Source organism: Reinekea sp. G2M2-21 (assembly GCF_015687175.1).
Lineage (GTDB): Bacteria > Pseudomonadota > Gammaproteobacteria > Pseudomonadales > Natronospirillaceae > Reinekea.
Genome location: NZ_JADPQG010000004.1, coordinates 36,048 through 56,155 on the forward strand (window position 1 = coordinate 36,048; position 20,108 = coordinate 56,155).

At 48.2% G+C, this 20,108-nt stretch carries 21 protein-coding genes; 13 read left to right on the plus strand and 8 right to left on the minus strand.

The window, feature by feature from the left end; all coding sequences use genetic code 11:
* Positions 1-37 precede the first annotated feature (37 nt).
* Genes IYN85_RS15340 through IYN85_RS15355 form a run of 4 tightly spaced genes read right to left on the minus strand, consistent with a single transcriptional unit; the run spans position 38 to position 2,170 of the window.
* Positions 38-175, minus strand: a complete 138-nt coding sequence (locus IYN85_RS15340; RefSeq protein WP_196159803.1) for a hypothetical protein — start codon at positions 173-175, stop codon at positions 38-40.
* Positions 172-543, minus strand: a complete 372-nt coding sequence (locus IYN85_RS15345) for a GntR family transcriptional regulator (protein ID WP_196159804.1) — start codon at positions 541-543, stop codon at positions 172-174. Before IYN85_RS15345 ends, IYN85_RS15340 begins: the two co-directional genes overlap by 4 nt.
* A complete protein-coding gene (locus IYN85_RS15350) occupies positions 540-1,334 on the minus strand; it encodes a hypothetical protein (RefSeq protein ID WP_196159805.1) in 795 nt (264 codons plus the stop codon). The genes IYN85_RS15345 and IYN85_RS15350 overlap by 4 nt, the downstream gene beginning before the upstream one ends.
* Positions 1,334-2,170, minus strand: coding sequence for an ABC transporter ATP-binding protein (locus IYN85_RS15355; protein ID WP_196159806.1), 837 nt, complete (start codon positions 2,168-2,170; stop codon positions 1,334-1,336). The genes IYN85_RS15350 and IYN85_RS15355 overlap by 1 nt, the downstream gene beginning before the upstream one ends.
* 301 nt (positions 2,171-2,471) lie before the next feature.
* Here IYN85_RS15355 and IYN85_RS15360 point away from each other — a divergent pair, with 301 nt between their 5' ends.
* From IYN85_RS15360 to IYN85_RS15380, 5 genes are all read left to right on the plus strand, one after another.
* Positions 2,472-3,215, plus strand: a complete 744-nt coding sequence (locus tag IYN85_RS15360) for an SDR family oxidoreductase (RefSeq protein ID WP_196159807.1) — start codon at positions 2,472-2,474, stop codon at positions 3,213-3,215.
* A gap of 20 nt (positions 3,216-3,235) precedes the next feature.
* Complete coding sequence (locus tag IYN85_RS15365; protein WP_196159808.1) at positions 3,236-4,108, plus strand: sigma-70 family RNA polymerase sigma factor; 873 nt, start codon at positions 3,236-3,238, stop codon at positions 4,106-4,108.
* Between the two features lie 81 nt (positions 4,109-4,189).
* Positions 4,190-5,737, plus strand: coding sequence for a glutamate synthase-related protein (locus tag IYN85_RS15370; protein WP_196159809.1), 1,548 nt, complete (start codon positions 4,190-4,192; stop codon positions 5,735-5,737).
* A gap of 7 nt (positions 5,738-5,744) precedes the next feature.
* Positions 5,745-6,536 (plus strand): DUF2785 domain-containing protein, encoded by a 792-nt coding sequence (locus tag IYN85_RS15375; protein ID WP_196159810.1) that lies wholly within the window; start codon positions 5,745-5,747, stop codon positions 6,534-6,536.
* 14 nt (positions 6,537-6,550) lie between these two features.
* On the plus strand, positions 6,551-7,090 hold the full coding sequence (locus IYN85_RS15380; RefSeq protein ID WP_196159811.1) for a hypothetical protein: 540 nt from the start codon (positions 6,551-6,553) through the stop codon (positions 7,088-7,090).
* Positions 7,091-7,166: 76 nt separating this feature from the next.
* Here the strand turns inward: IYN85_RS15380 and dapA are convergent, their stop codons facing one another.
* Positions 7,167-8,033 (minus strand): 4-hydroxy-tetrahydrodipicolinate synthase, encoded by an 867-nt coding sequence (gene dapA, locus IYN85_RS15385; RefSeq protein ID WP_370592213.1) that lies wholly within the window; start codon positions 8,031-8,033, stop codon positions 7,167-7,169.
* A gap of 3 nt (positions 8,034-8,036) precedes the next feature.
* Here dapA and IYN85_RS15390 point away from each other — a divergent pair, with 3 nt between their 5' ends.
* From IYN85_RS15390 to IYN85_RS15410, 5 genes are all read left to right on the plus strand, one after another.
* Positions 8,037-8,231, plus strand: a complete 195-nt coding sequence (locus IYN85_RS15390) for a hypothetical protein (protein ID WP_196159812.1) — start codon at positions 8,037-8,039, stop codon at positions 8,229-8,231.
* 408 nt (positions 8,232-8,639) lie between these two features.
* On the plus strand, positions 8,640-8,990 hold the full coding sequence (locus IYN85_RS15395) for a rhodanese-like domain-containing protein (protein ID WP_196159813.1): 351 nt from the start codon (positions 8,640-8,642) through the stop codon (positions 8,988-8,990).
* Between the two features lie 161 nt (positions 8,991-9,151).
* The gene (locus tag IYN85_RS15400; protein ID WP_196159814.1) at positions 9,152-11,008 is read left to right on the plus strand and encodes a bifunctional diguanylate cyclase/phosphodiesterase; all 1,857 of its coding nucleotides are present in this window, start codon (positions 9,152-9,154) and stop codon (positions 11,006-11,008) included.
* Between the two features lie 152 nt (positions 11,009-11,160).
* Positions 11,161-11,298: a hypothetical protein gene (locus IYN85_RS15405; protein ID WP_196159815.1), complete on the plus strand. Its 138-nt coding sequence runs from the start codon at positions 11,161-11,163 to the stop codon at positions 11,296-11,298.
* A 289-nt stretch (positions 11,299-11,587) separates the two neighbouring features.
* Entirely contained in the window at positions 11,588-12,286 is a 699-nt protein-coding gene (locus tag IYN85_RS15410) for a hypothetical protein (protein ID WP_196159816.1), read from the plus strand.
* Positions 12,287-12,584: 298 nt separating this feature from the next.
* On the opposite strand, the gene metE is transcribed toward IYN85_RS15410, so the two are convergent.
* Positions 12,585-14,894: a 5-methyltetrahydropteroyltriglutamate--homocysteine S-methyltransferase gene (gene metE, locus IYN85_RS15415; protein WP_196159817.1), complete on the minus strand. Its 2,310-nt coding sequence runs from the start codon at positions 14,892-14,894 to the stop codon at positions 12,585-12,587.
* 180 nt (positions 14,895-15,074) lie between these two features.
* Between metE and IYN85_RS15420 the strand changes: the two genes are divergently transcribed.
* From IYN85_RS15420 to IYN85_RS15430, 3 genes are all read left to right on the plus strand, one after another.
* Positions 15,075-15,971, plus strand: a complete 897-nt coding sequence (locus IYN85_RS15420) for a LysR family transcriptional regulator (RefSeq protein ID WP_196159818.1) — start codon at positions 15,075-15,077, stop codon at positions 15,969-15,971.
* A gap of 120 nt (positions 15,972-16,091) precedes the next feature.
* Positions 16,092-17,264, plus strand: coding sequence for a flavohemoglobin expression-modulating QEGLA motif protein (locus IYN85_RS15425; RefSeq protein WP_196159819.1), 1,173 nt, complete (start codon positions 16,092-16,094; stop codon positions 17,262-17,264).
* Between the two features lie 203 nt (positions 17,265-17,467).
* Positions 17,468-18,709 (plus strand): sel1 repeat family protein, encoded by a 1,242-nt coding sequence (locus IYN85_RS15430; protein WP_196159820.1) that lies wholly within the window; start codon positions 17,468-17,470, stop codon positions 18,707-18,709.
* A gap of 45 nt (positions 18,710-18,754) precedes the next feature.
* Here the strand turns inward: IYN85_RS15430 and IYN85_RS15435 are convergent, their stop codons facing one another.
* Entirely contained in the window at positions 18,755-19,426 is a 672-nt protein-coding gene (locus IYN85_RS15435) for a hypothetical protein (protein ID WP_196159821.1), read from the minus strand.
* On the minus strand, positions 19,423-20,082 hold the full coding sequence (locus IYN85_RS15440; RefSeq protein ID WP_196159822.1) for a YceH family protein: 660 nt from the start codon (positions 20,080-20,082) through the stop codon (positions 19,423-19,425). Before IYN85_RS15440 ends, IYN85_RS15435 begins: the two co-directional genes overlap by 4 nt.
* Between the last annotated feature and the right edge of the window lie 26 nt (positions 20,083-20,108).

Here is a 20,108-nt window from a genome sequence, read left to right on the forward strand (position 1 = left end):
TTAAGTTAATGGCTGTCATGGTTGTGCCTCCTTGTTGTTAGTTCAGGAACTGAACCATACTAACGTACGATTCCCAATTTAAACGTAACCAAACCAGACTCAGCGTTGTCAGTAAGAAGAATCCGGCAATGGTGCCAAACAGTATTTTGTCTGAAAGTTTTAATCGCTTGATCATTGCTGGTCTCCTAAAAAGTTGCTGTATAAATGGCTCAGTTCTTCTGGCGTGACAGACAGTAAAGCTGCTTCGTGGAATAAACGCGGCAGTTTGGTGTCGATAAACTCTTCACGCTTAGCCTGTTTAATCTTGTTCTTTCCCTGTTCGCTAACGAAGTAGCCAACGCCACGCTTGTTGTATATCACGTCGTTTTCTTGCAAGTGTGCGTATGAGCGCATCACCGTGTTTGGATTAACCTGTACCATACTGGCGACCTCCCTGATGGATGGTATACGTTCTTCTTCGGACCATTCGTCGGTGAGTATTTTCTCCGACATGTAATCGGCTACCTGCAAATAGATAGCGCTGGTGGAATCAAACTGAATCATAATTCGATCTCCTTCAGGCGCAGATACGAAAGCCCCCAGAAAAATAAAAAGTATCCGTAAGTAACCAGGTAGGCCATGAATTTCAGAAGGCCCATATGTTCAAACTCGACGCCATCAGCCGTAATGCGCAGGCTGTTGCCAAAGGTCACCACGGTGTCTTCTGTCCAGTTGTGGTCATGCAGATCCATCTGTTCAACGACGCCGGAGAACAGGAAGTCGACATTGAACGCAACGTAAAATGCGAAGCCCATTAAAAATACCGACAGTGAACCGAAGGTTTTCAACGCAGAGCGCTTCTTGAAATAGATCGCGCCGAAAAACAACAAAGGGTGCAGGCACGCGTAAAACTTGAACAGGAACCATCCCTCAGCGCTGATCGGGTTAAAAAGTGGCATGCTCTGACCCCAGCCAAATAGCATGAGGAAGAGGTTTGCCAGCATGGTGGCCACGGTGAGCACCAGCATAAAACCAACCGGAACCAGAATCAGGCTGGTCACAAAATTAGCCAGCCATTTTTCTGTGATGGTGGCCGGTAAGGTGAGCCACTGGTAAGCTATTTTTTCATGCTTAAACTCGCTGAACGTTCGGCCGCCTAATTCGATGACGGCAATGACTAACATGGCTAATGCAAACCCAGTGTATTCACTGTGGTTGTGAGTAGGTTCGGCAAATTGACTAATCACCAACAATACCGTGAGGATGGCGAGCGCCAGCCCGACGTCTTTCCAGATGCGGTTCGGTGAAGAGTTCTGCTTCGCCAGGATCAGATTATAAATAGTGGTAGCGTTCATTATGCGGCGTCCTTTGCAATGGCCTGAATCAGTCCGTCGTAGTTGTTATGAAATGTATTAAACAGCAGTTCTAAATCGATATCGGTCGCGTGTGGTTGGCCGCCAACAACGATGGATAACTGGTTGCCCATGCGCTGCTCTGAATAAAGCACAACGTCCTCTTCAGAACGGTGAGACACCTGCGAAATTTTTTCTGGCAATTCGCCTAGGTCGAACCAGTGCGCGTGGGTTTCGTTCATCATCACGACAGAATCGATAATGGAGTCGAGGTCTCGCACCTGATGCGTACAAATTAAAAAAGTCTGCTCATCGGACTGATGCTGAATCACCATATCGCGGAACTGTGCTTTCGCGGGAATGTCGAGTCCATTCGTGGGTTCGTCCATCAAAATCAGCTGACAACCGGTCGACATTGCAAACGCCACCAGAAATTTTTTCTTCTGACCCAGCGACATTTCGGTCAGTCGCTTGCTGGTGTCGACATCAAATTGATCGGTAAGATGCGAGAAGCGTTTGTGGTCAAAATTTGGGTAAAAAACGGAATAGAGTTTCAGGTAGGCCATGCCGGTAACCGGTGGCAGTTCTGACTCTTCCGGTACGATAAACAGATTCTGGTAGAACTCTGCCTGACGCTGACGAGGGTTAAAGCCCAGTACCGAGACCTCGCCCTGAGTTGGGGAGACCAAGCCCGCCAGCAATTTAATGAGTGTTGTTTTACCGGCACCATTGGCGCCTAAAACGCCCACGCTGCGCCCGGCTGGGATGTTAAGCGTGAGTCCGGTGAAAACGGTGGATTTCCGTGAATATGTGAAGCCAAGATCCGAAAGTGTAATCATGTCCCTGTCCATTAGTGTATTAGGTTGCTAGTACACTAACTCTGTAGGTTTTAATTGGCAAGCATTTTTTTGTTGGATTTTTAGGCGAATCGCCAAGGTTAACTCAGCATTTTCAGCAGGTGAGTCAGGTAAGTGTCTGAAATATAAGGGTTTTAGTGGTTTTGAATAAATGAGGTCGAAGATTAAATAATGACGAATGGCCAAGCATTTGGGTGGTAGAAAAATATTTTTTACCACCCGCGAACCTTTTTGTCAGTGGGATGCGTCTTGGAGAGACACATTGTTTAAAAAGGAAAATGTCATGTCATACAAATCACGTACGGTATTAATTATTGGTGCTACTCGCGGAACTGGCGCAGCAATGGTAAAAAACATGCTTGCTGCGAACCACCGTGTTATCGCAGTTGGCCGTACTCAGGCTAGTGTTGAAGCATCTGAATTGGCGGAGCCAAAGGCCATTTGGATTTCAGCAGACAGCAGTCATGAGGGTGTCGCAGAACAGTTATTGGGCCAATATGAACCTGATGTTGTGGTTTTGGTGGGTGGTGCACAACCCACGGTCGCGCCCTTTCAAAACATGAGTTGGTTGCAGTTTTCTCAAACTTGGGAAAATGACACCAAAATGAGTTTTGAATGGAGTAAGGCTTTACTGCATGCAGCAACTGATAAACCTCGTTTACTTATCAGTTTTTCCAGCGGAGCCTCGTTGAACGGGTCCCCTTTGTCTGGTGGTTACGCGGGAGCGAAACGGATGCAAACTTTTTTGGCAGGCTATGCACAACGGGAAGCGAATTTAATGCAAAGGAATCTGCGGTTTTTGTCCGTCATTCCGACACAACTGATCGAAGGAACGGCCATTGCGTCCCAGGCATCTCAGGCATACGCTCAGGCAAGTGGGAAAACGGCAGACCAGTTTATGTCGCAATGGCCACAACCTTTGACACCTGAACGCTGTGCACAGGCGGTTGTTGAGCTGATTCAAGAACAACCCAAAGAAGGTGTGGTGTTTACAATTTCAGGTAGCGGGCTCGCGCAGGTAGCCTAACCAAGGAGGTTATAGAAACGATGTCCGGAACGGTAACAAAAGCAGAGTTTGAAACAGTTGTGGCCACGATGCGTAGCAAGCTGCATCGGTACTGTGCAAGAATGACCGGGTCGGTCATTGATGGTGAAGATGTGTTGCAGACCGCGCTAATAAAGGCGTATGAGGCTGTGTTAAAAGAAACACACATCAACAACATTGAGGCCTGGCTATTTCAGGTTGCCCATAACACCGCGATGGACTTTTTTCGCAAACGCAATTCGCAAGAGACCTTGGTGAAGGAGGTGGCGATGCAACCGGATGAAAACAGTGTCGACACCAACTTGCTAACCGAGAACATTCGGCAACTGTCTGTGTTGCCACCGCTGCAGCGCAGTGTCGTGTTATTGCGGGATTTGTTTGGTTATCCCGCTGAAGAAGTCGCAGAAATTCTCATGTCGACAACGAGCGCAGTGAAGTCTGCTTTGCATCGAGGCAGGCAACAACTTAAAAAAGTTTCAGTGTTAGACTCTGCAGTCGCGCCATTACCTGCTGCAAATACGCATCTTGTTGATCTGATTCGGCAGTATGTCGACCTGTTTAATCAGCGCAAGTTTGATGATATTCAGGATCTGCTTACCGAAGAAGTCAGATTGGACATGGTGAACAAAGTGCAGTTCTCGGGTAAAGCGGAAGTTGGCGGCTATTTCATCAATTATTCGAATCAAGCGGATTGGCGAATGGAAGCGGGGGTCGTGGAGGGGCGTCCGGCAGTGCTGGCCTTTACCCGTGAAAGCGGTGAAATACCCGCTTACTTTGTGCTGCTGGAGTTTGATCAGGATGCGTTGCGTTTTATTCGTGACTTCCGCTATGCGCAATACGTGATGGAGGGAGCAACCTGGCAGAAACTGGCTTAGGGCTTCACCGGGAATGCCGGTGAGCGAAGTTGAATGAGTTGCCTATACTGAAGGGTTCATCGAATTCGAAGAGGAGGGAATATGGAACACCCAGTCGTGTCAGGCAACTCACCCAAAAAGGTCGACCTGAAAGCCGGGGAAACCTACTACTTCTGCCAATGCGGGCTATCGTCCAGTCAACCATTCTGCGATGGCTCCCACAAGGTGACACCCTTTAAACCCTTGTCTTTCAGTGTAGAAAAAGACAGTACCGAGTATCTGTGCGCGTGCAAACATACCGGTAATGCGCCGTTTTGCGATGGTACTCACAAGAACTTCGGCGCCGATCAAGTAGGCCAAGAAGGGCCGGGAAAGGCAGCCATTCACAGTTCAAAAATACCCGCGGCGCAGGCCACGACAGAGGAACCGACGGTTGAATGGATCCATGCGCTGGCGAAAGATGGCTTGTCGAAAGTCGGGCATCATGGCCCGATGACGGCCATGGGCGTGCCTCGTCACTCACTGCCACATTGGGATGATATTCAAATTATGGCGGCTCAATTAGCCCGTCGGCCGTTGCTGGAAGACGCAAAAGTAAGCACTCAGTTAGTCATTGGTCCGCAAGCAAAGAAACCGCTGGTGCTCGACATTCCGATTTTTGTGTCCGACATGAGTTTCGGCGCGCTATCCGAAGAAGCGAAAATCGCTCTGGCGAGAGGGGCAGAGCTGGCGGGCACCGGCATATGCTCGGGTGAAGGCGGTATGCTGCCCGAGGAACAAGCAGAAAACTCACGATACTTCTATGAGTACGCCAGTGCGGGTTTCGGCTATGAAGAATCCTTACTGACACGCGTCCAGGCATTTCATTTCAAAGGAGGTCAGGGTGCCAAAACCGGCACCGGTGGTCATCTGCCAGGCAACAAGAACACAGAGAAAATTGCCAGTGTACGCGGTCTTAAACCCGGTACCGATGCTGTTTCTCCTGCTACCTTTCCGCACCTGCGCACTGTGGCGGATTTTCGTCAATTTGCCGATCGCGTACGGGAGATCACCGGTGGCATCCCGATTGGGTTCAAGCTGAGCGCCAACCATATTGAAGAGGATATACAGTTCGCGCTGGACGCCGGAGCCGATTATTTGATTCTGGATGGTCGGGGCGGCGGTACAGGCGCTGCACCGGAAATATTCCGGGATCACATCAGTGTGCCAACCATTCCCGCGTTAGCGCGCGCTCGGCGCTATCTGGACAAACAGGGTGCCAGTGGCCGCGTGACGTTGATCATTACCGGTGGTCTGCGCATGCCTATGGATTTTGTGAAAGCACTGGCGCTGGGCGCCGACGGTATTGCCATTTCCAACAGCGCTATTCAATCCATTGGTTGTGTGGCCGCCCGCATGTGCAACACCAACAATTGCCCGTCGGGCATTGCCACGCAAAAACCTGAATTGCGTCAACGGCTGGATATTGACAAAGGCGCGCAACAGTTAAACCGTTTTTTACGTGCCTCGACCGAACTGATGTCGGTTATGGCGCGCGCCTGCGGTCATGACGCTTTGGGGGATTTTTTCATTGCAGACATCGCAACCTGGCATAAAGACATGGCCCTGTTATCAGGTGTACCATACGCCGGAATTAACGACCCCTATTGAGGATTCCTTGTTGGAACTGATCGAAGAAGCGTTAGGTAACCTGACGAATACACAGTCTGGCCCGCGCGAAATGGCGCTCGACATTATCTGCGACCATGTTGAAAGTGGTGAGGCAGAGGCCGATTGGCTGGCACAATACCTGATTCCTGCCCTGCAGGAGATCGCGCGTGCCGGTATACACGATGCACAGAATGACCAGGTGTTTGGCCGAACCTTTGCGATAGAAGTGTTGGCCTGTGTGATGGAGCAAGACTCTTTGGAGGACCTGTTTACGCCGGACACCCGGAAAGCAATGGTCGAGTTCACCCTGCAATACCTCAAAGACGAAACGGATTTTCGCGGTTATGTTAGCGATGAATCGGGCTGGGCACATTCGGTCGCCCACGTCGCCGATTTAACACAAGCGCTGTTCAAACATAACGACATTGATAGTGCGTGGGTGAGTGCGTTGCTACAGGGTTGGCAGACTTTTTTGAAACAGAGTTCGTTGCCGTTTCTGATGTTCGATGAAGACCAGCGCATTGCATCGGCTTTAAAAGCCGCTGTAAAACAGGGGCGTTTGAATGCGCTCAACCTGGCGGTATTTTTTGATGAGTTATTGGATGATGAAGACGATGATTGGTTCCACCACGCGTTTCGGTCACGACCTGCCCTGAACCGTTTTAAAAACATTCAGAATCTGATCCGTTCGCTGTATCTGCAGTTGCAGTTGGACGTTCGGGGTGAGCAGCCATTGGACGTGCTCACGGTGTTAAAAGGCTTATTGCGAAAGTTAGATGCGGGTTTTTATCCCGCCTAAGGTGTTGTTAAAAGATGAATAGGATACGCCCGTTGGTTATACGATTTTCGATGTTGGCGTTGAGTTTGGTGTTGCTGGGTTGCGATTCTCTGCGCACGGTGAACGTCGATATCGAATCTGAAACGTTGGTCGAAAGTGGCGGCTTCTTAGGCAATGTTTTTACCCAGTTCGGTTTCGACGACTTTGTGTCGTTTGACGTCAGCCAGTCCGCTGAGTTTAAAAACAATGATGCCACCCGCGGGAATATCGGCGAATCGTATGTAACGGGGTTTGTCCTGGAAGTCATCAGCCCGGAAGGCAATACGTTGAGCTTTATCGACGATTTGGAAATTTTTATTGGCGATGGCTCCACTAAACTTCAGGTCGCGTACATCGATGAAAACCAAGATACCAATGTTTCCAGGCTGGCATTAGAGGTGTTTGACGAGAGCGACATTGGCAAATACTTGCGGGCAGAGTCGACCACCGTCGAGGTGAATGCGAAAGGTACACCACCGACTGAAGACACACAGATTCGTGCGACGTTAAGCCTGTCTATTCAATTGCAGTTGTAACCGCTCGCCGCAGCGTTTGCCGAATACCCCCTTGGCAAGGCAAACGCGCGTTCACTGTTCAATTTCCCCTTCATCATCACTGAACAACACGGTTCAACGCGTCGCGGATGATGTCTTTCGTGGTTTCCTGCAGCGGTAGAATGGGCGCACGCACCTCTTCGCTGCATCGCCCCATGACGGACATTGCGTATTTGATGCCCGCCGGGCTGGGTTCCAAAAAGAGCGCTTCGTGTAACGGCTCTAACTGTTCGTGGCAGCGCAGGGCTTCTGAATAGTCGCCTGAAGTACAGGCTTTTTGCATTTGCGCACATAAGGCAGGTGCGACATTGGCCGTGACAGATATACAGCCAACTCCCCCTTGCGCGTTGTAGCTGACGGCGGTCATATCTTCCCCGGAAAGAAACGCAAAGGGTGTCGATATCAACTGCCGTTCTCGGCTGATATGAGAAAGGTCTTTGGTGGCATCTTTCACACCGACAACTCTTGGCAATTGAGCGAGTTCAGCAATGGTCTGCGGTTCAATGTCAACACCGGTTCGGGCGGGGATGTTATAAAGCAGGATAGGTAAGTCAGAATGGTTATGCAGTTGGGTGAAGTGGTTGAGTAAGCCAGCTTGATTGGGCCGATTGTAGTAACCTGCGGCACTGAGCAGACCATCGGCTCCGGCGGCACTGGCTATATTGGCCAGCTCGATGGCCCGGGCCGGGTTATTGGATGTTGCACCGGCAAACACCGGGATGGCTTTGTTTGCGGCAGCGGTAGCGACGCTGACAATGTCGCGATACTCTTCTGTGGTGACGGTCGAACATTCTCCGGTGGTTCCCACCACCACAATGCCTTGGGTGCCTTGGGCAATATGCCAAGACACTAAGCGCTCTAGCGCGGCCAGATCGACTTGATTGCCGGTAAAGGGTGTAACCAGCGCGACTAACGAACCTTGCATCAGATGTTCCTCTTTTTTGTTATGGACGCAGAGCCGACAGACAATAAAAAACCCGGCGGCATTGCTGCGACCGGGTTTGCGAAATTAACGTCTTACCATTACCTGCACATACCCAAGCCACAACAAACAGGTTTGTTGTGTTTAGCGTTGGGTTTACGTTTGCAGGCAATGGTCATCGCGTTAATCTGTATGTCCTGAAGAATGGCCAAAACTCTAACACGCTGTTGTTTTTGCGAGCAAGCCACAATTTGAACCAAATTGATCTGAGGCACTTTTAAGTGATTGCCATCTCCTTCAGCGGGTGCAGAAATTCGCAACTGTCGAGGCAAGTTCTGCAGGTAATATTTATTACCTTGGCCAAGCAATTAACAAAAAAGTTTGCCATTTCAGACCCGCCCTCCGGGTCTTTCAGATCGATGACTGAGCATTGATGTGTATTTTGAAAAGGACTCTCCAACCCTTACAATACACGCCTCGCGCAGTCCCCGATCTGATAAGACTGAGGTCATTTGAATGAATCAGAGGTGGCCTAAGTCAGCGTTATTAGTTTGCAGATGGCAAATACTTCTGTAATATTAGTTTTTTCTAATTTAAAGGTGGCAACTCATGACTCGATTTTTGGCATTACTGACGTTGATATTCTCGCTGACTGCCTGCCAGGCGGACACATCCGATATGACCCAGTGGCTTGCCGATGGCGTGATCATCGATACCCGGACTGTGGAAGAATTTAATAGTGGTCATATCGAAGGCGCCGTTCTTGTGCCGTACGATGTGATTGCGCAACGCATCGCATCGGTTGTTCCAGATAAATCGACCCCTGTTTTACTCTACTGCCGCAGTGGCCGACGCGCAGGTATCGCCGAAAAGACCTTATTGAACATGGGCTATACCCAGGTTAAAAACGTTGGTGGTCTTACCGATATGCAACAATTTATCGATTCCCACCAAAAATAGTCTGCATTATCGGCGGTCCTATTATTTAAACGGTGGTCCGCCATAAAATACCGTGCTTTCCGGGTTCCAGAATTGCATCTACACTGGGTTAATAGCGTGTTTCCTTTGGGCATCATTGCTGATTTTCACCGCTTTGATAGCCGTTAGCCGAGATGTCATAGATGCAAACAGGTACAACACAAATTCACCGACGACGATTGATACAACTCACAGGCTTGGCTGAAGTGCCGTTGCTGTTTATTGGGTTTAAATCCTTTATCGAAAAGTCCTATCTCGACGCGTCTGTTTTGCTGATCTCAGCCGTTGCCTTGTTAAGTGTTTTCTGGGCGTTGCATAAAGGTAAGCAAAGCTTGGCCTCATTTAATTTTGTGCTGATTTTGACGCTGATGGTGCTGTTCCTGCAATGGAACTTCGGCGGAATTATTGATGTCTCCATGCTGGCGTTGCCCGGCATCCTGATATTTTCTGCGATGATTGGTGCACTGCGAATCTATAACGGTTTGTTGTTGATCATGGTGGCGAATGTTCTGCTGATGGGGTATATGAGCGATCAAGGCTTCATGTTCCTGATGCCCTCGAATGGTATTTCTTCTGCGATGAACGTGGCGGTGATTTTATTGGTCGTGGGTTTCGCCACGCGGATACTGTCCAGAGATAACTTTTCCCTGTTGAAGCAGTTACGGTTACAGATTGAAGAGGCTGAAACCGCTAGAAACGTGGTTGAACATCAGGCGTATCATGACTATCTGACGGATTTGCCGAACCGTATGATGGCGGAAAAAACATTTCTGGAGATTCAACAGCGCCTGAAGCGACACCCGGAAATGACCGGTGGGGTGATTTATATAGACTTCGATGAATTTAAAGACATCAATGACAATCTTGGCCATGCCGTTGGCGATCAGTTTCTTATTCGTAAAACCAAACGTTTAAAGGAATGCACACGAGTAACCGATACGTTGTGCCGCATTGGCGGCGATGAATTTTTGGTGCTGGTGGAAGACGCGAATGAAGTACAGCTTGCTCAGTTTGCCGGAAAGTTGCTGGATGAAGTCATGGCGGTCGAGAACTTCGACGGGCATTCACTGCATTGCACCTGTTCCATCGGCATCGTGTTTCTGCCGAAGGATGCGCACACCTATGAGCAGGCGGTACAGAGGGCAGACATTGCCATGTATCGCTCTAAACATCATGGTAAAAATCAATTTCATTTTTACGATAATGCCATGGAAACATCGGTGCAGCGACGCTATGCATTACAAAACCGAATTGCCGCGGCCATCGTCAACAAAGAGTTTTCCATTGCCCTGCAACCTATAATCGAAGTGAGTACGGGGGCGGTCGTCGGTGCGGAAGCACTGGCACGTTGGGATCACCCGTTACTGGGCAGCATAACACCAACGGAGTTTATTCCCATTGCCGAGAACACCGGTGCCATTGCCGAAATCTGTGATTATGTGTTGACCCAAACGTGTCAGGTATTGCAGCAATACAAAGAAGAAAAGCCAGATTTTTACATCAGCATTAATATTTCACCCATACAATTGCAGGTTGAAACATTTTTTAAACATTGCCAATTGATTGTTGAGCAATACGGCATTCGCTATTCCAATCTGAAATTCGAAATAACCGAGTCGCAGATTATCAGCCATGATCGTGTGTTTCAGCACAATGTCGACGAAATACATAAGGCCGGGGTTGGTTTGTTTCTGGATGACTTCGGAACAGGGTTCTCCAATCTATCGCATTTGCAGAAGATGAAGTTCGAGACAATCAAAATCGACCGCAGTTTCATTATCGACTGCTACAAAGATAAAAATTCTGTAGCCTTACTCAGTTCCATTAAAGCCATGGCGGAAGAACTGCAAGTCACCATTGTTGCTGAGGGCATTGAAACGGAACCTGAATTGCGTGAAGTGCAGCGGTTAGGTATTCACAAAGGGCAGGGCTACTACTGGTCGCCACCGTTGGAGGTTGAGCAGTTCCTTCAACGCTATGGTGTAGCTGTGGTGTCGTAAATTCACCTATTTCCAGTGCCCATGTGCTTTTGTTGTACACGCCATTTGAAAACCGCTTGATGCTATCTGCGTGAACAGGACATTCACGCTGCTATATAGAGAGTTAAGTTTTAACTTGTATCGTTCGAATCCACTTCTTATAAGGAATGAACGTGACTAGATTGTTGGGAAATGTGTTAAAAGGTGCGTTAAGCACAGGCTGCGTGAATAAGTGTATGGATATTGAAGACAACGCAAGAATTGACATTATCAGAACGGCTATAGACCCTGTTCATCTGTCTGATCTGTAGGGAAAGGGGTGATTTTGGCTAATCAGAAATACCTCAAAATCTAAATCGTAGAAAACAGCCGATATAGATGGGTGTGTAGAACACTCGCTTTGCACGGATTTTCCTTGCTGAAATAAAAAAAACTCCAAGTGTATTTAGCCATTCATTCGCAAAAATAGATAATAAATAAGAGTTAGGGTTTTAGCGACAATCACCTTAAAGTATTCTTAATGTCATATTGTTTATTCATAACCCCCAAAGTTGATCAAATTAAATCTAAATAAGGTAATTCTAAATAAGGTAATTCTAAGTGAAATACTTCGTTATCGTCATTTTATTTATTGCTTCGTATACACATGGTTTTGAAGAATACATCTGCAAATCAAGTTCAGGTAAGGAAGCTATGTTTAAAGTGAGTCAAAAAGTGCAAAACACAGAGATGCTTTGCGAGGTCATTTACGTGTTTAATGGAGTAGAAACAACAGTCTTTTCTGATGTAAAAGAATTGGAAAGCTGTGAAGACAAGGCCAGTGATCTAATTGCAGTGCATCGCGATAGGTGGGGGTGGAAATGTCAATCGTTAGTCGAGTATATGAAGATTGAGCCTTCTGATGTTTTGATCTCTCAACTTGATCCTATAGTTCAGAAAGAAATTAGTGAATATCAAAAAGCAGCTATTGTTCAAGGAATGATCAGTATGGTTTCACCAATTCGTATATTGATTCAAGAATACAAACTGAATTATGGTGAAGCGCCTACTAGTTTGGAGGATTTGCATTTGAACAAGGAGGATATGAGAGATAGTCGCTATTTTAGTGACCTAACTATTGATTCAAATGGCGATATTTATATTAGTGGCAATGACGAAATAGGTTCTGATACTGTCGTACGTATTGGATTTAAGGAGACAATGGGTGGTTTGAATACTGAGATGGTGTGCCATATTAACAAGCCAATAAAACGAATTAAGTATTGTGATTACGATTCTGCAGTTCGCTTCCCACTGTAAATTTAGTTTGGCGTATCGTACGCATGCTTGTTTAGTATTTAAGGGTATGTTCATTGAGCCTAAAAAGCACTATCGGTAAAATATTGTAATCAGTTTAAATTTGATACGTTGAAGAGCTAAATATTAGCAAGAAAACAAGAAAGTCCATGCTTCAGCCTCCTCTGGGTCCTTCAGATCGATGACTGAGCATTAATGTGTGTTTTGAAAAGGATTCATCATTCCTTGCAAGACACACCTCGCTCATCTCTCGATCTGATAGGACTTTGGTGATTTGGATTAGTCAAAGCTGCTCTATGTTTTATTGCGTAACCAGCTCCTTTTCTGGCGCCGGAACTTTCAGAACTTGCCTGGATATTTCCACCGCCTGAACCATATTGCGCAGCGCGGGTTTTACTTCTTCCCATTGTCGGGTTTTCAGTCCGCAGTCCGGGTTAACCCACAATGTTTGTGTTGGCAGATGTTTTTTAAACTGCCGGATCAAAGATTGTATCGTTTCAATACTGGGTATGTTGGGTGAGTGAATGTCATACACGCCTGGTCCAATCGCATTAGGGTATTCAAAGGCGTCAAAGGCAGACAGCAACTTCAGATTCGATCGTGACGCTTCGATGGTGATCACATCGGCATCCATCGCGGCGATCGCGGGCAATATGTCATTAAATTCGGAATAACACATATGGGTGTGAATCTGTGTGTCGTCTCGCACGACGTTAGCGCTGATTCGAAATGCATGGACGGCCCAGTCCAAATACGTTGACCAATCGCTACGACGCAAAGGCAAGCCTTCGCGCAGGGCGGCTTCGTCAATCTGGATAACAGCAGTCCCAGCTTGTTCTAATGCGTGCACCTCCTCTCGGATGGCAATCGCAATTTGTAAGCAGGTATCGGCGCGGGGTTGGTCTTCCCGCACGAAAGACCAGTTGAGAATAGTTACCGGACCGGTCAGCATGCCTTTAACGGGTTTGTTGGTCTGTGCTTGCGCGTACTGGGTCCAGGGCACCGTCATAGCATGAGTGCGTTTCACATCGCCAAACAGAATGGGTGGCTTTACGCAACGTGAGCCGTAAGACTGAACCCAACCAAATTGGCTGAACGCAAAGCCTTCCAGTTGTTCACCGAAATATTCCACCATGTCGTTCCGTTCAGGTTCACCGTGCACCAGTACATCGAGCCCAATCGCTTCCTGCTCGGCAATGGCATAACGAATTTCCTGTTGGAGACGTTGTTCATAGGCTTCGTTCGTAATCTCGCCTGCCTTAAATTGTTTGCGGACCAAACGAATGTCGGGCGTTTGCGGAAACGAGCCGATCGTCGTCGTCGGTAAGGGTGGTAGATTTAATCTTTCGTCCTGCACGGCTTGGCGTTTGTGGAATGGCGATTGGCGACACGCGTCACTCGCGGTTAACCGGCTGACTTTAAGGCGTACTTCCGGGTTGTGGAGTTGCACCGATTGTTGACGGTTTTCCAGCGTTAGGCGGTTGTCTTCAAGTGCCGCCTGAACCTGTTCTGGATTACTCAACGCTTTGGATAGTAACGCAAGCTCACCAATTTTCTGTTTTGCAAAAGAAAGGCTTTGTTTTAGCCCTGACTCCAGATTGTCTTCTCTGTCGAGATCGACCGGGACATGCAACAGAGAGCAAGAGGGTGCCAACCACAAACGGTCGCCAAGTTTGTCGGCAAACGGGCGCAGCCAGTCAACGGTTTGCGTCAGATCGGCCTTCCAGATATTACGACCATTAATCACACCCAGCGATAGAATCTTGTGTGTTGGCAACCAATCGACCACTCGTTGCACTTCCTGCTGGCCTTCTACGGCATCAATGTGGAGACCGGCGACGGGCAGCTCGCAAACCAGACGCAGGTTGTCGCGCAGTTCGCCAAAATAACAGGCAAGCAACAGTTTTACCGGGGCACTTTGCAATTGGTGGTAAGTGGCTTCGAAGGCGCGTTGCCATGGATATTCCAAGTCTGTCGCTAACACGGGTTCGTCAATCTGGACCCATTGAGCGCCGTGATCGGCCAAAGTTTTTAGCAGTTGACTGTACACAGGGATCAATTTCGGCAGTAAATCCAGCGGGTCGCTTTGGTCAGTCGTTTTGCTCAATGCGAGAAACGTGAGCGGGCCAATGATGACTGGCTTGGCATTTACCTGGTGTTGCTTGGCCAATGTCAACTCGTTGATCAGTCGTTCGCTGTTGAGTTGAAAAGTCGACTCTGCCTGAAGTTCTGGAACGATATAGTGATAATTGGTGTTGAACCATTTCACCATTTCACCGGCGTGCACACAGTGGCAGTCGGACTGCTGTTGGGCACGGCCACGGGCAAAGCGAAAATAATGATCCAGCGGCGAACCCTGGGTCTCGGTGATACGCGTCGGCAAAGCGCCCAAGGTGACGCTCATATCGAGCATTTGGTCGTAAAGGGAGAAGTCTCCAACAGGAATCAGATCCAGCTCTTGCTGATGTTGCCAATGGCGAACTTTCAGAGTCTGCTCAATGTCTTGGAGGGCTTGCGCGTCGATTTCATTGCGCCAGTAGCGTTCCAGCGCAAATTTCAGTTCGCGGTTTTCACCGATACGGGGGTACCCAAGGTTGTGTGTGATTGCCATGTATTGTCTCCTTTTGTTACCGGCAGACTACGGCTTTAGACCTCAAATAAAAAATGGTCATTCTTCATTGTTGTATGAGTTAAATTCATTGATTTCTATCGGAAGTGATGTTCATGATTGGCTTGGTGCCAAAAAGCTGGCTTAATAAGGCCTTATCCAGTAGTGAGTGTGTTTTGATTTATGATAGAACGTCATCATTTGTCGATTATAAAAACCATTGAAGAGGTCGGCACCATGACGGCCGCTGCGCGTCAGTTGAACCTCACGCAATCTGCGTTAAGCCACACCATGAAGAAATTTGAAGAGCAGATTGGTACTGAGGTTTGGCAGCGCAGCGGACGCACCTTGCAATTGACGCAGGCAGGGCAATACCTGTTGTTGGTGGCGAACCGGTTATTGCCGCAGCTGTCGCACGCTGAACAGGTACTGCAATTGATGGCCAAAGGGGAAAAGGGGCGTTTACGGATCGGAATGGAGTGTTATCCCTGCTATCAATGGTTACTGGCGATCGTTGAACCCTATTTACAGCAGTGGCCCTCTGTCGATGTGGATGTAAAACAAAAGTTTCAGTTTGGTGGAATGGCGGCGTTGTTCAGCCACGATATCGATGTGCTGGTCACACCGGACCCATTGCAGAAAAGTGGGGTGCGGTTTGTGCCGGTGTTTGACTACGAACAGGTGTTGGTTGTACCGGCAAAACACGCATTGGCACAGCGGTCTTTTGCAGAACCCAAGGATTTATTGTCCGAGGTTTTACTCACCTACCCGGTAGAGCAGGGACGGTTGGACATTTTCACTCAATTTTTACTGCCCGCTCAATGTCAGCCAGCGCAAAATAAGGATATTGAAGATACCGACATCATGCTGCAACTGGTTGCTGCCGGACGTGGTGTGTGCGCCTTGCCTAAATGGTTGGTGGAACAATATCAGCAGCGTTTACCCATTGCGTATCTTCCGTTGGGGGAGCAGGGCATTCAAAAGCAAATCCACCTGGGCTTCCGCGAGGGCGAGGAAAACCTGGATTATGTGCAATCGTTCGTACGTATGGCTCAGGCACATGAACGGGGTGCGCTTTGAGTGGTCTGGCAAATTGACGAACGTTTCGGTGAAAAAAATGCGATTCGTTTCTGAATCTATCGTAGATATACTTATAGCACGCCGCCGAATGGTTCGGCGGTACCAGGCAAGGGGTTAACCATGGTGGTCCGGGCTTCAAACGATCATGCCAATACGGTGATCGACAAATCTCTCAAGGCATTGGATGCAAAGCTGACAACATTAGTTGCCGACATCGATATTCTGAATGCGATCGGGCCTCTTAATTATCGCGAACAGCGCCAGCTATTTTTCGATCAACATTTTTCGGTTGACCCTCAATTCGTCTATCGTGAACACGCCATCGACCCGTTTCTGCTCAAGCGCGATCTGTTCAATTTACCGATAGAAACCATTCAACACCCCGATCTGTATCGACTGTACGCGGACGTTATTGTGTCTTATGTCGATAAGGTCGACCAATACAAGTCGCTTGGTACGCCGGAATTTCTGTATGACTCGTTGCGCTACTATGGTGAACCTACCGAAAAGGATGTGCGCAACGCGCAGTTCATTCTACATTTACCTCAGGAAGATCTGAGCGATGAACCGGTGTTGGGCGCAGCGGAGATCAAAACCTTGTTGAATGATTTTGGTCAGGCCGAGGGGTATGAGTACGAGCTGATTGAAGATGCCTCGATGATTGCCAACGCCTTGGTATCCGGTACCCGGGTGAAGATAAACAGTGCAGCTGAAATCAACCTGACCGATGCCAAAGCACTCGCCCATCATGAGCTGGGTGTGCATCTGGTGACAACATTGAATGGTCAGGCGCAACCACTGAAGATCCTGTCGTTAGGTTGCCCATTGAATACCATGACGCAAGAGGGTTTGGCCATTTTCGCCGAGTACCAGGCAGGGTTTATGACCGTTAAGCGGTTGCGGACACTGGCGCTGCGGGTGTTGGCGGTGGATTCGATGATTACCGAAAAAAGCTTCCGCAATACCTTTTTGCTATTGAAAGAACAATATGATGTACCGGATCAGTTAGCGTTTACCATTACCGCCCGCGTTTACCGAGGGGGTGGTTTTACCAAAGACTATTTATACCTGCAGGGCTTCCACAAGATTCTGAACCTGCACCCGCAAGAGCCGAATTTTAACCGCTTGCTGGTGGGTAAGACCTCCATGAATTACTTGCCGGAAATCAGCCGGTTGATTGACGAAGGTGTATTTGTCGAGCCCGTTAAGATGACCCCCGCGTTCCGGGAGCCTGCGGTAAACGACGGCATTAAGCAGTTTATCGCGCAGGCCATTAAAGGCACCAGTTACTGAGGTGTCGACGCTATTTCTGTTGCTTTAGTAGTCGAAGGCAGAAGTTTTTGTTTTTGACTCTATCCTTCAATTTTCTGAATCCATGAACTGAAGGCCTGTGTTCGAATGTTACATCCAAGGTGAGTTGCAAGGTAACAAAATCGAACATTTTCACTGTCATAATTTGGGTTATCCTTTTAGAAGTAGGTACATAGAGGAAAATTATGAAAAGCTATCTGAAAATGTTTTTTTGTGCTGTTGTGCTTGGAAACCTGACCGCACTTTCTTTTGCAGCCGACGTGACTGCGTTCAATCGATCATTTCAAGGGGCCATTGAAGGTGATGTTGAGGCTATGTTGGAGTTAGCCGAATTTCTGGATCAGGGCGAAATGGGGACTGCATCCCATGACCAAGCATTTGGCTGGGTGTTGAGAGCGGCCAATGCCGTTGACCGAGCAGAGGAGCCTGGGATTTACCACAGTGTGGTGTTGAAGTTGGCAAAGCGCTATGTCGAAGGAAATGGCGTTGAACGCGATTACAAAGCTGCCATGCACTGGTTGTTACGAGGCACCGAGAATGAAACGATATATGATCTGTATATGGCGAACAGCGCATTATGGATATTTTTAACGAACCCAATCGACGGCTCTGAAGATCTTTTCAATTCTGCGCTGGAACTTCTATTGACTAATTCAAATTTATCGGACTATCCCGCGTCCATGGATTCGGTCGCGCTGGCGATGGCGCGACTAGGCTTTTTTGAAAAAGCCATTGAGTTTCAGAAAAACGCAATTTCGCTGGTCGATGAAAATGAACAAGCCTCTTATGGGAAGCCCTTGGAAGACTACGCGCGAGGCGTACTCCCGGATGTTTTGGTTAATAGATTGCCTCAGCAGGCGAAGACCAATGACTTGTATGGTCAATGGGAAGTGTTCGATGACGATTTGTTTGGATTCCTGGTCTTCGATGCACGCGGGTTCGCAATCTTCTCATCTGATGATGGTGAGCTAAATTACGAAGCTGGTGGTGAACTGTCTTTTATCGCCGAGGAAGACAAAGTGTCGTTTCATATCAGTAATCAAGTTGAGCACAAAGCTCGTTGGATAATGATGTGTGAATATGATAACTGTGAAGTCCTGTTGGCGCATCGTTTACCAGAGCCACCCATCCAGAAAGTTCCGTTTGTCGGCAGCTGGGCAATCCAAGGAGTTAATTTCATTTTGAAAGGAAGCCAGAATGGTACCTTTACCTTAATAGATATGAATGAAACCGATGTCAGCTACTCTGGTTTTTACGTACCTCTATACGCCTATGGTTTACCAAAAAGTTTTCTATTGATCGATAATGACTCGTTGGAAGGGTTTGTTATGGAGTTCACGGGCAGTGATGCAGCCGCCTATGTCTACATCAACAAAACCAGTGACGTGAATGGGAATTTAACTCGGTACAAACTGAACAAACTCTAGGGCGTTGCTTCGATTCGGCAGGGAATCAAAGCAGACTTGGTTCCCTCAAGGCACTTTCGCGTTGATCACGACAATAAATCTAAGCTGTTTGCCCACCACCATAGCGCCCCCCATGGCTTTGAATGGTTCCAGTTTTAATTGTTCGTTGGTCAATTCGAAATCGGCCTGGGCCGATAACTGAGAGTCCGTCGCGTTTAACTGACCGGGAATGCGCAAATTTAAGTTGTTGTTTTTCAATTGAATGTTCGCGTTGAACAGGGCGTCGTTGTCGGTGAGTGAATGCAGCGTTAATACCACGTTTACGTCAGGGTATTTCTCGGCATAGAGCAGTTTTTTACCGAGCATGTTTTCTTTTGTGCCGACGGCGGCATTTTCCGAGACCGTCTTTTCCCAGATATCCGGGTACATGGCCATGTTCTCAGGTGTATCGACGGTAAAAAGCGTCGGTTTAAACGTGAGGCTGACTGATGCGATGTCGATGGCGTCGAAACTCACCTTTCCCGCGAGTGGCAACAGCGACACAACGTGGTTATGCGCCAGCCCTTTCAGAGCCCCAGATTTGTCGGTGATGACATGAATGTAGGAGTTTTCAGGGTCAATCTGAAATTCCGCCGCTCGACTGAGCGGCGATAAACCGATGCTCGACGCAATCACTAACCACCATAGCCAGCTTGCACGTTGAACCGTGTGGCATGGATTAGGGTGACGACGGTTCACGATAATTTGGCCATAAGATCCGCCACTTGTTTTTCCAGAATCTCCACTCGTTGAGTCAATTCATCGATTGCCGAATGGTCGACCGCGCGCGAAGCCGTCGCCTTCGGCAGTGCACTGAGGTCTGGTTCTCCACACAATAAATGCGTGTAACGATCTTCCCGTTGTCCGGCCTGGGCGGGGATTTTTACAACCAATGGTTTCAGTTTACCGAGAAGGGTTTCCAGCAGTTCCTGTACCTTCGTGGCGCTGCCAAAGTCAAACATACGATGACTGCGACTGAACAGTTCGTTCACCGTTTGCGGGCCACGTAACAGCATTAAACAGAAAATTGCTTGTTCCGCTTTATCGAAACTCAAGGCTTTACTGAGTTTTTGTTTGAATTTGTCGGCTCTCGAACCGTATTCGATCTCCACCAAGTCCCGTGCTTCGAGTTGGTTCAGGCATCGCTGGACTTCACCATTTTGCAAGTTCATCACCGGCTCGCGGCTGGTTTTTTGATTGCACGCCAATACCAGGCTGTTGAGTGTCAGTGGATAAACATCCGGCGTTGTCATCTGTTTTTCCATCAGCGAGCCGAGCACTCGAGCCTCCGTTGGAGTGAGCATTGCGTCGTTGTTTTCGATATCGGTTTCACGTTGATCTGAAGATAAATCCATGTGCTGCGTCCGGTCGGTGAAGTTGG

What these genes read in the sequence shown, in the direction of transcription:
- IYN85_RS15400 (WP_196159814.1), top strand. Translation starts at nt 9,152, where the DNA reads ATGCAAACAGGTACAACACAAATTCACCGACGACGATTGATACAACTC.
- IYN85_RS15390 (WP_196159812.1), top strand. Translation starts at nt 8,037, where the DNA reads ATGTTCCTCTTTTTTGTTATGGACGCAGAGCCGACAGACAATAAAAAA.
- IYN85_RS15355 (WP_196159806.1), bottom strand. Translation starts at nt 2,170, where the DNA reads ATGATTACACTTTCGGATCTTGGCTTCACATATTCACGGAAATCCACC.
- IYN85_RS15340 (WP_196159803.1), bottom strand. Translation starts at nt 175, where the DNA reads ATGATCAAGCGATTAAAACTTTCAGACAAAATACTGTTTGGCACCATT.
- IYN85_RS15420 (WP_196159818.1), top strand. Translation starts at nt 15,075, where the DNA reads ATGATAGAACGTCATCATTTGTCGATTATAAAAACCATTGAAGAGGTC.
- IYN85_RS15345 (WP_196159804.1), bottom strand. Translation starts at nt 543, where the DNA reads ATGATTCAGTTTGATTCCACCAGCGCTATCTATTTGCAGGTAGCCGAT.
- IYN85_RS15380 (WP_196159811.1), top strand. Translation starts at nt 6,551, where the DNA reads ATGAATAGGATACGCCCGTTGGTTATACGATTTTCGATGTTGGCGTTG.
- metE (WP_196159817.1), bottom strand. Translation starts at nt 14,894, where the DNA reads ATGGCAATCACACACAACCTTGGGTACCCCCGTATCGGTGAAAACCGC.
- IYN85_RS15360 (WP_196159807.1), top strand. Translation starts at nt 2,472, where the DNA reads ATGTCATACAAATCACGTACGGTATTAATTATTGGTGCTACTCGCGGA.
- IYN85_RS15425 (WP_196159819.1), top strand. Translation starts at nt 16,092, where the DNA reads ATGGTGGTCCGGGCTTCAAACGATCATGCCAATACGGTGATCGACAAA.
- dapA (WP_370592213.1), bottom strand. Translation starts at nt 8,033, where the DNA reads ATGCAAGGTTCGTTAGTCGCGCTGGTTACACCCTTTACCGGCAATCAA.
- IYN85_RS15350 (WP_196159805.1), bottom strand. Translation starts at nt 1,334, where the DNA reads ATGAACGCTACCACTATTTATAATCTGATCCTGGCGAAGCAGAACTCT.
- IYN85_RS15440 (WP_196159822.1), bottom strand. Translation starts at nt 20,082, where the DNA reads ATGGATTTATCTTCAGATCAACGTGAAACCGATATCGAAAACAACGAC.
- IYN85_RS15395 (WP_196159813.1), top strand. Translation starts at nt 8,640, where the DNA reads ATGACTCGATTTTTGGCATTACTGACGTTGATATTCTCGCTGACTGCC.
- IYN85_RS15365 (WP_196159808.1), top strand. Translation starts at nt 3,236, where the DNA reads ATGTCCGGAACGGTAACAAAAGCAGAGTTTGAAACAGTTGTGGCCACG.
- IYN85_RS15370 (WP_196159809.1), top strand. Translation starts at nt 4,190, where the DNA reads ATGGAACACCCAGTCGTGTCAGGCAACTCACCCAAAAAGGTCGACCTG.
- IYN85_RS15430 (WP_196159820.1), top strand. Translation starts at nt 17,468, where the DNA reads ATGAAAAGCTATCTGAAAATGTTTTTTTGTGCTGTTGTGCTTGGAAAC.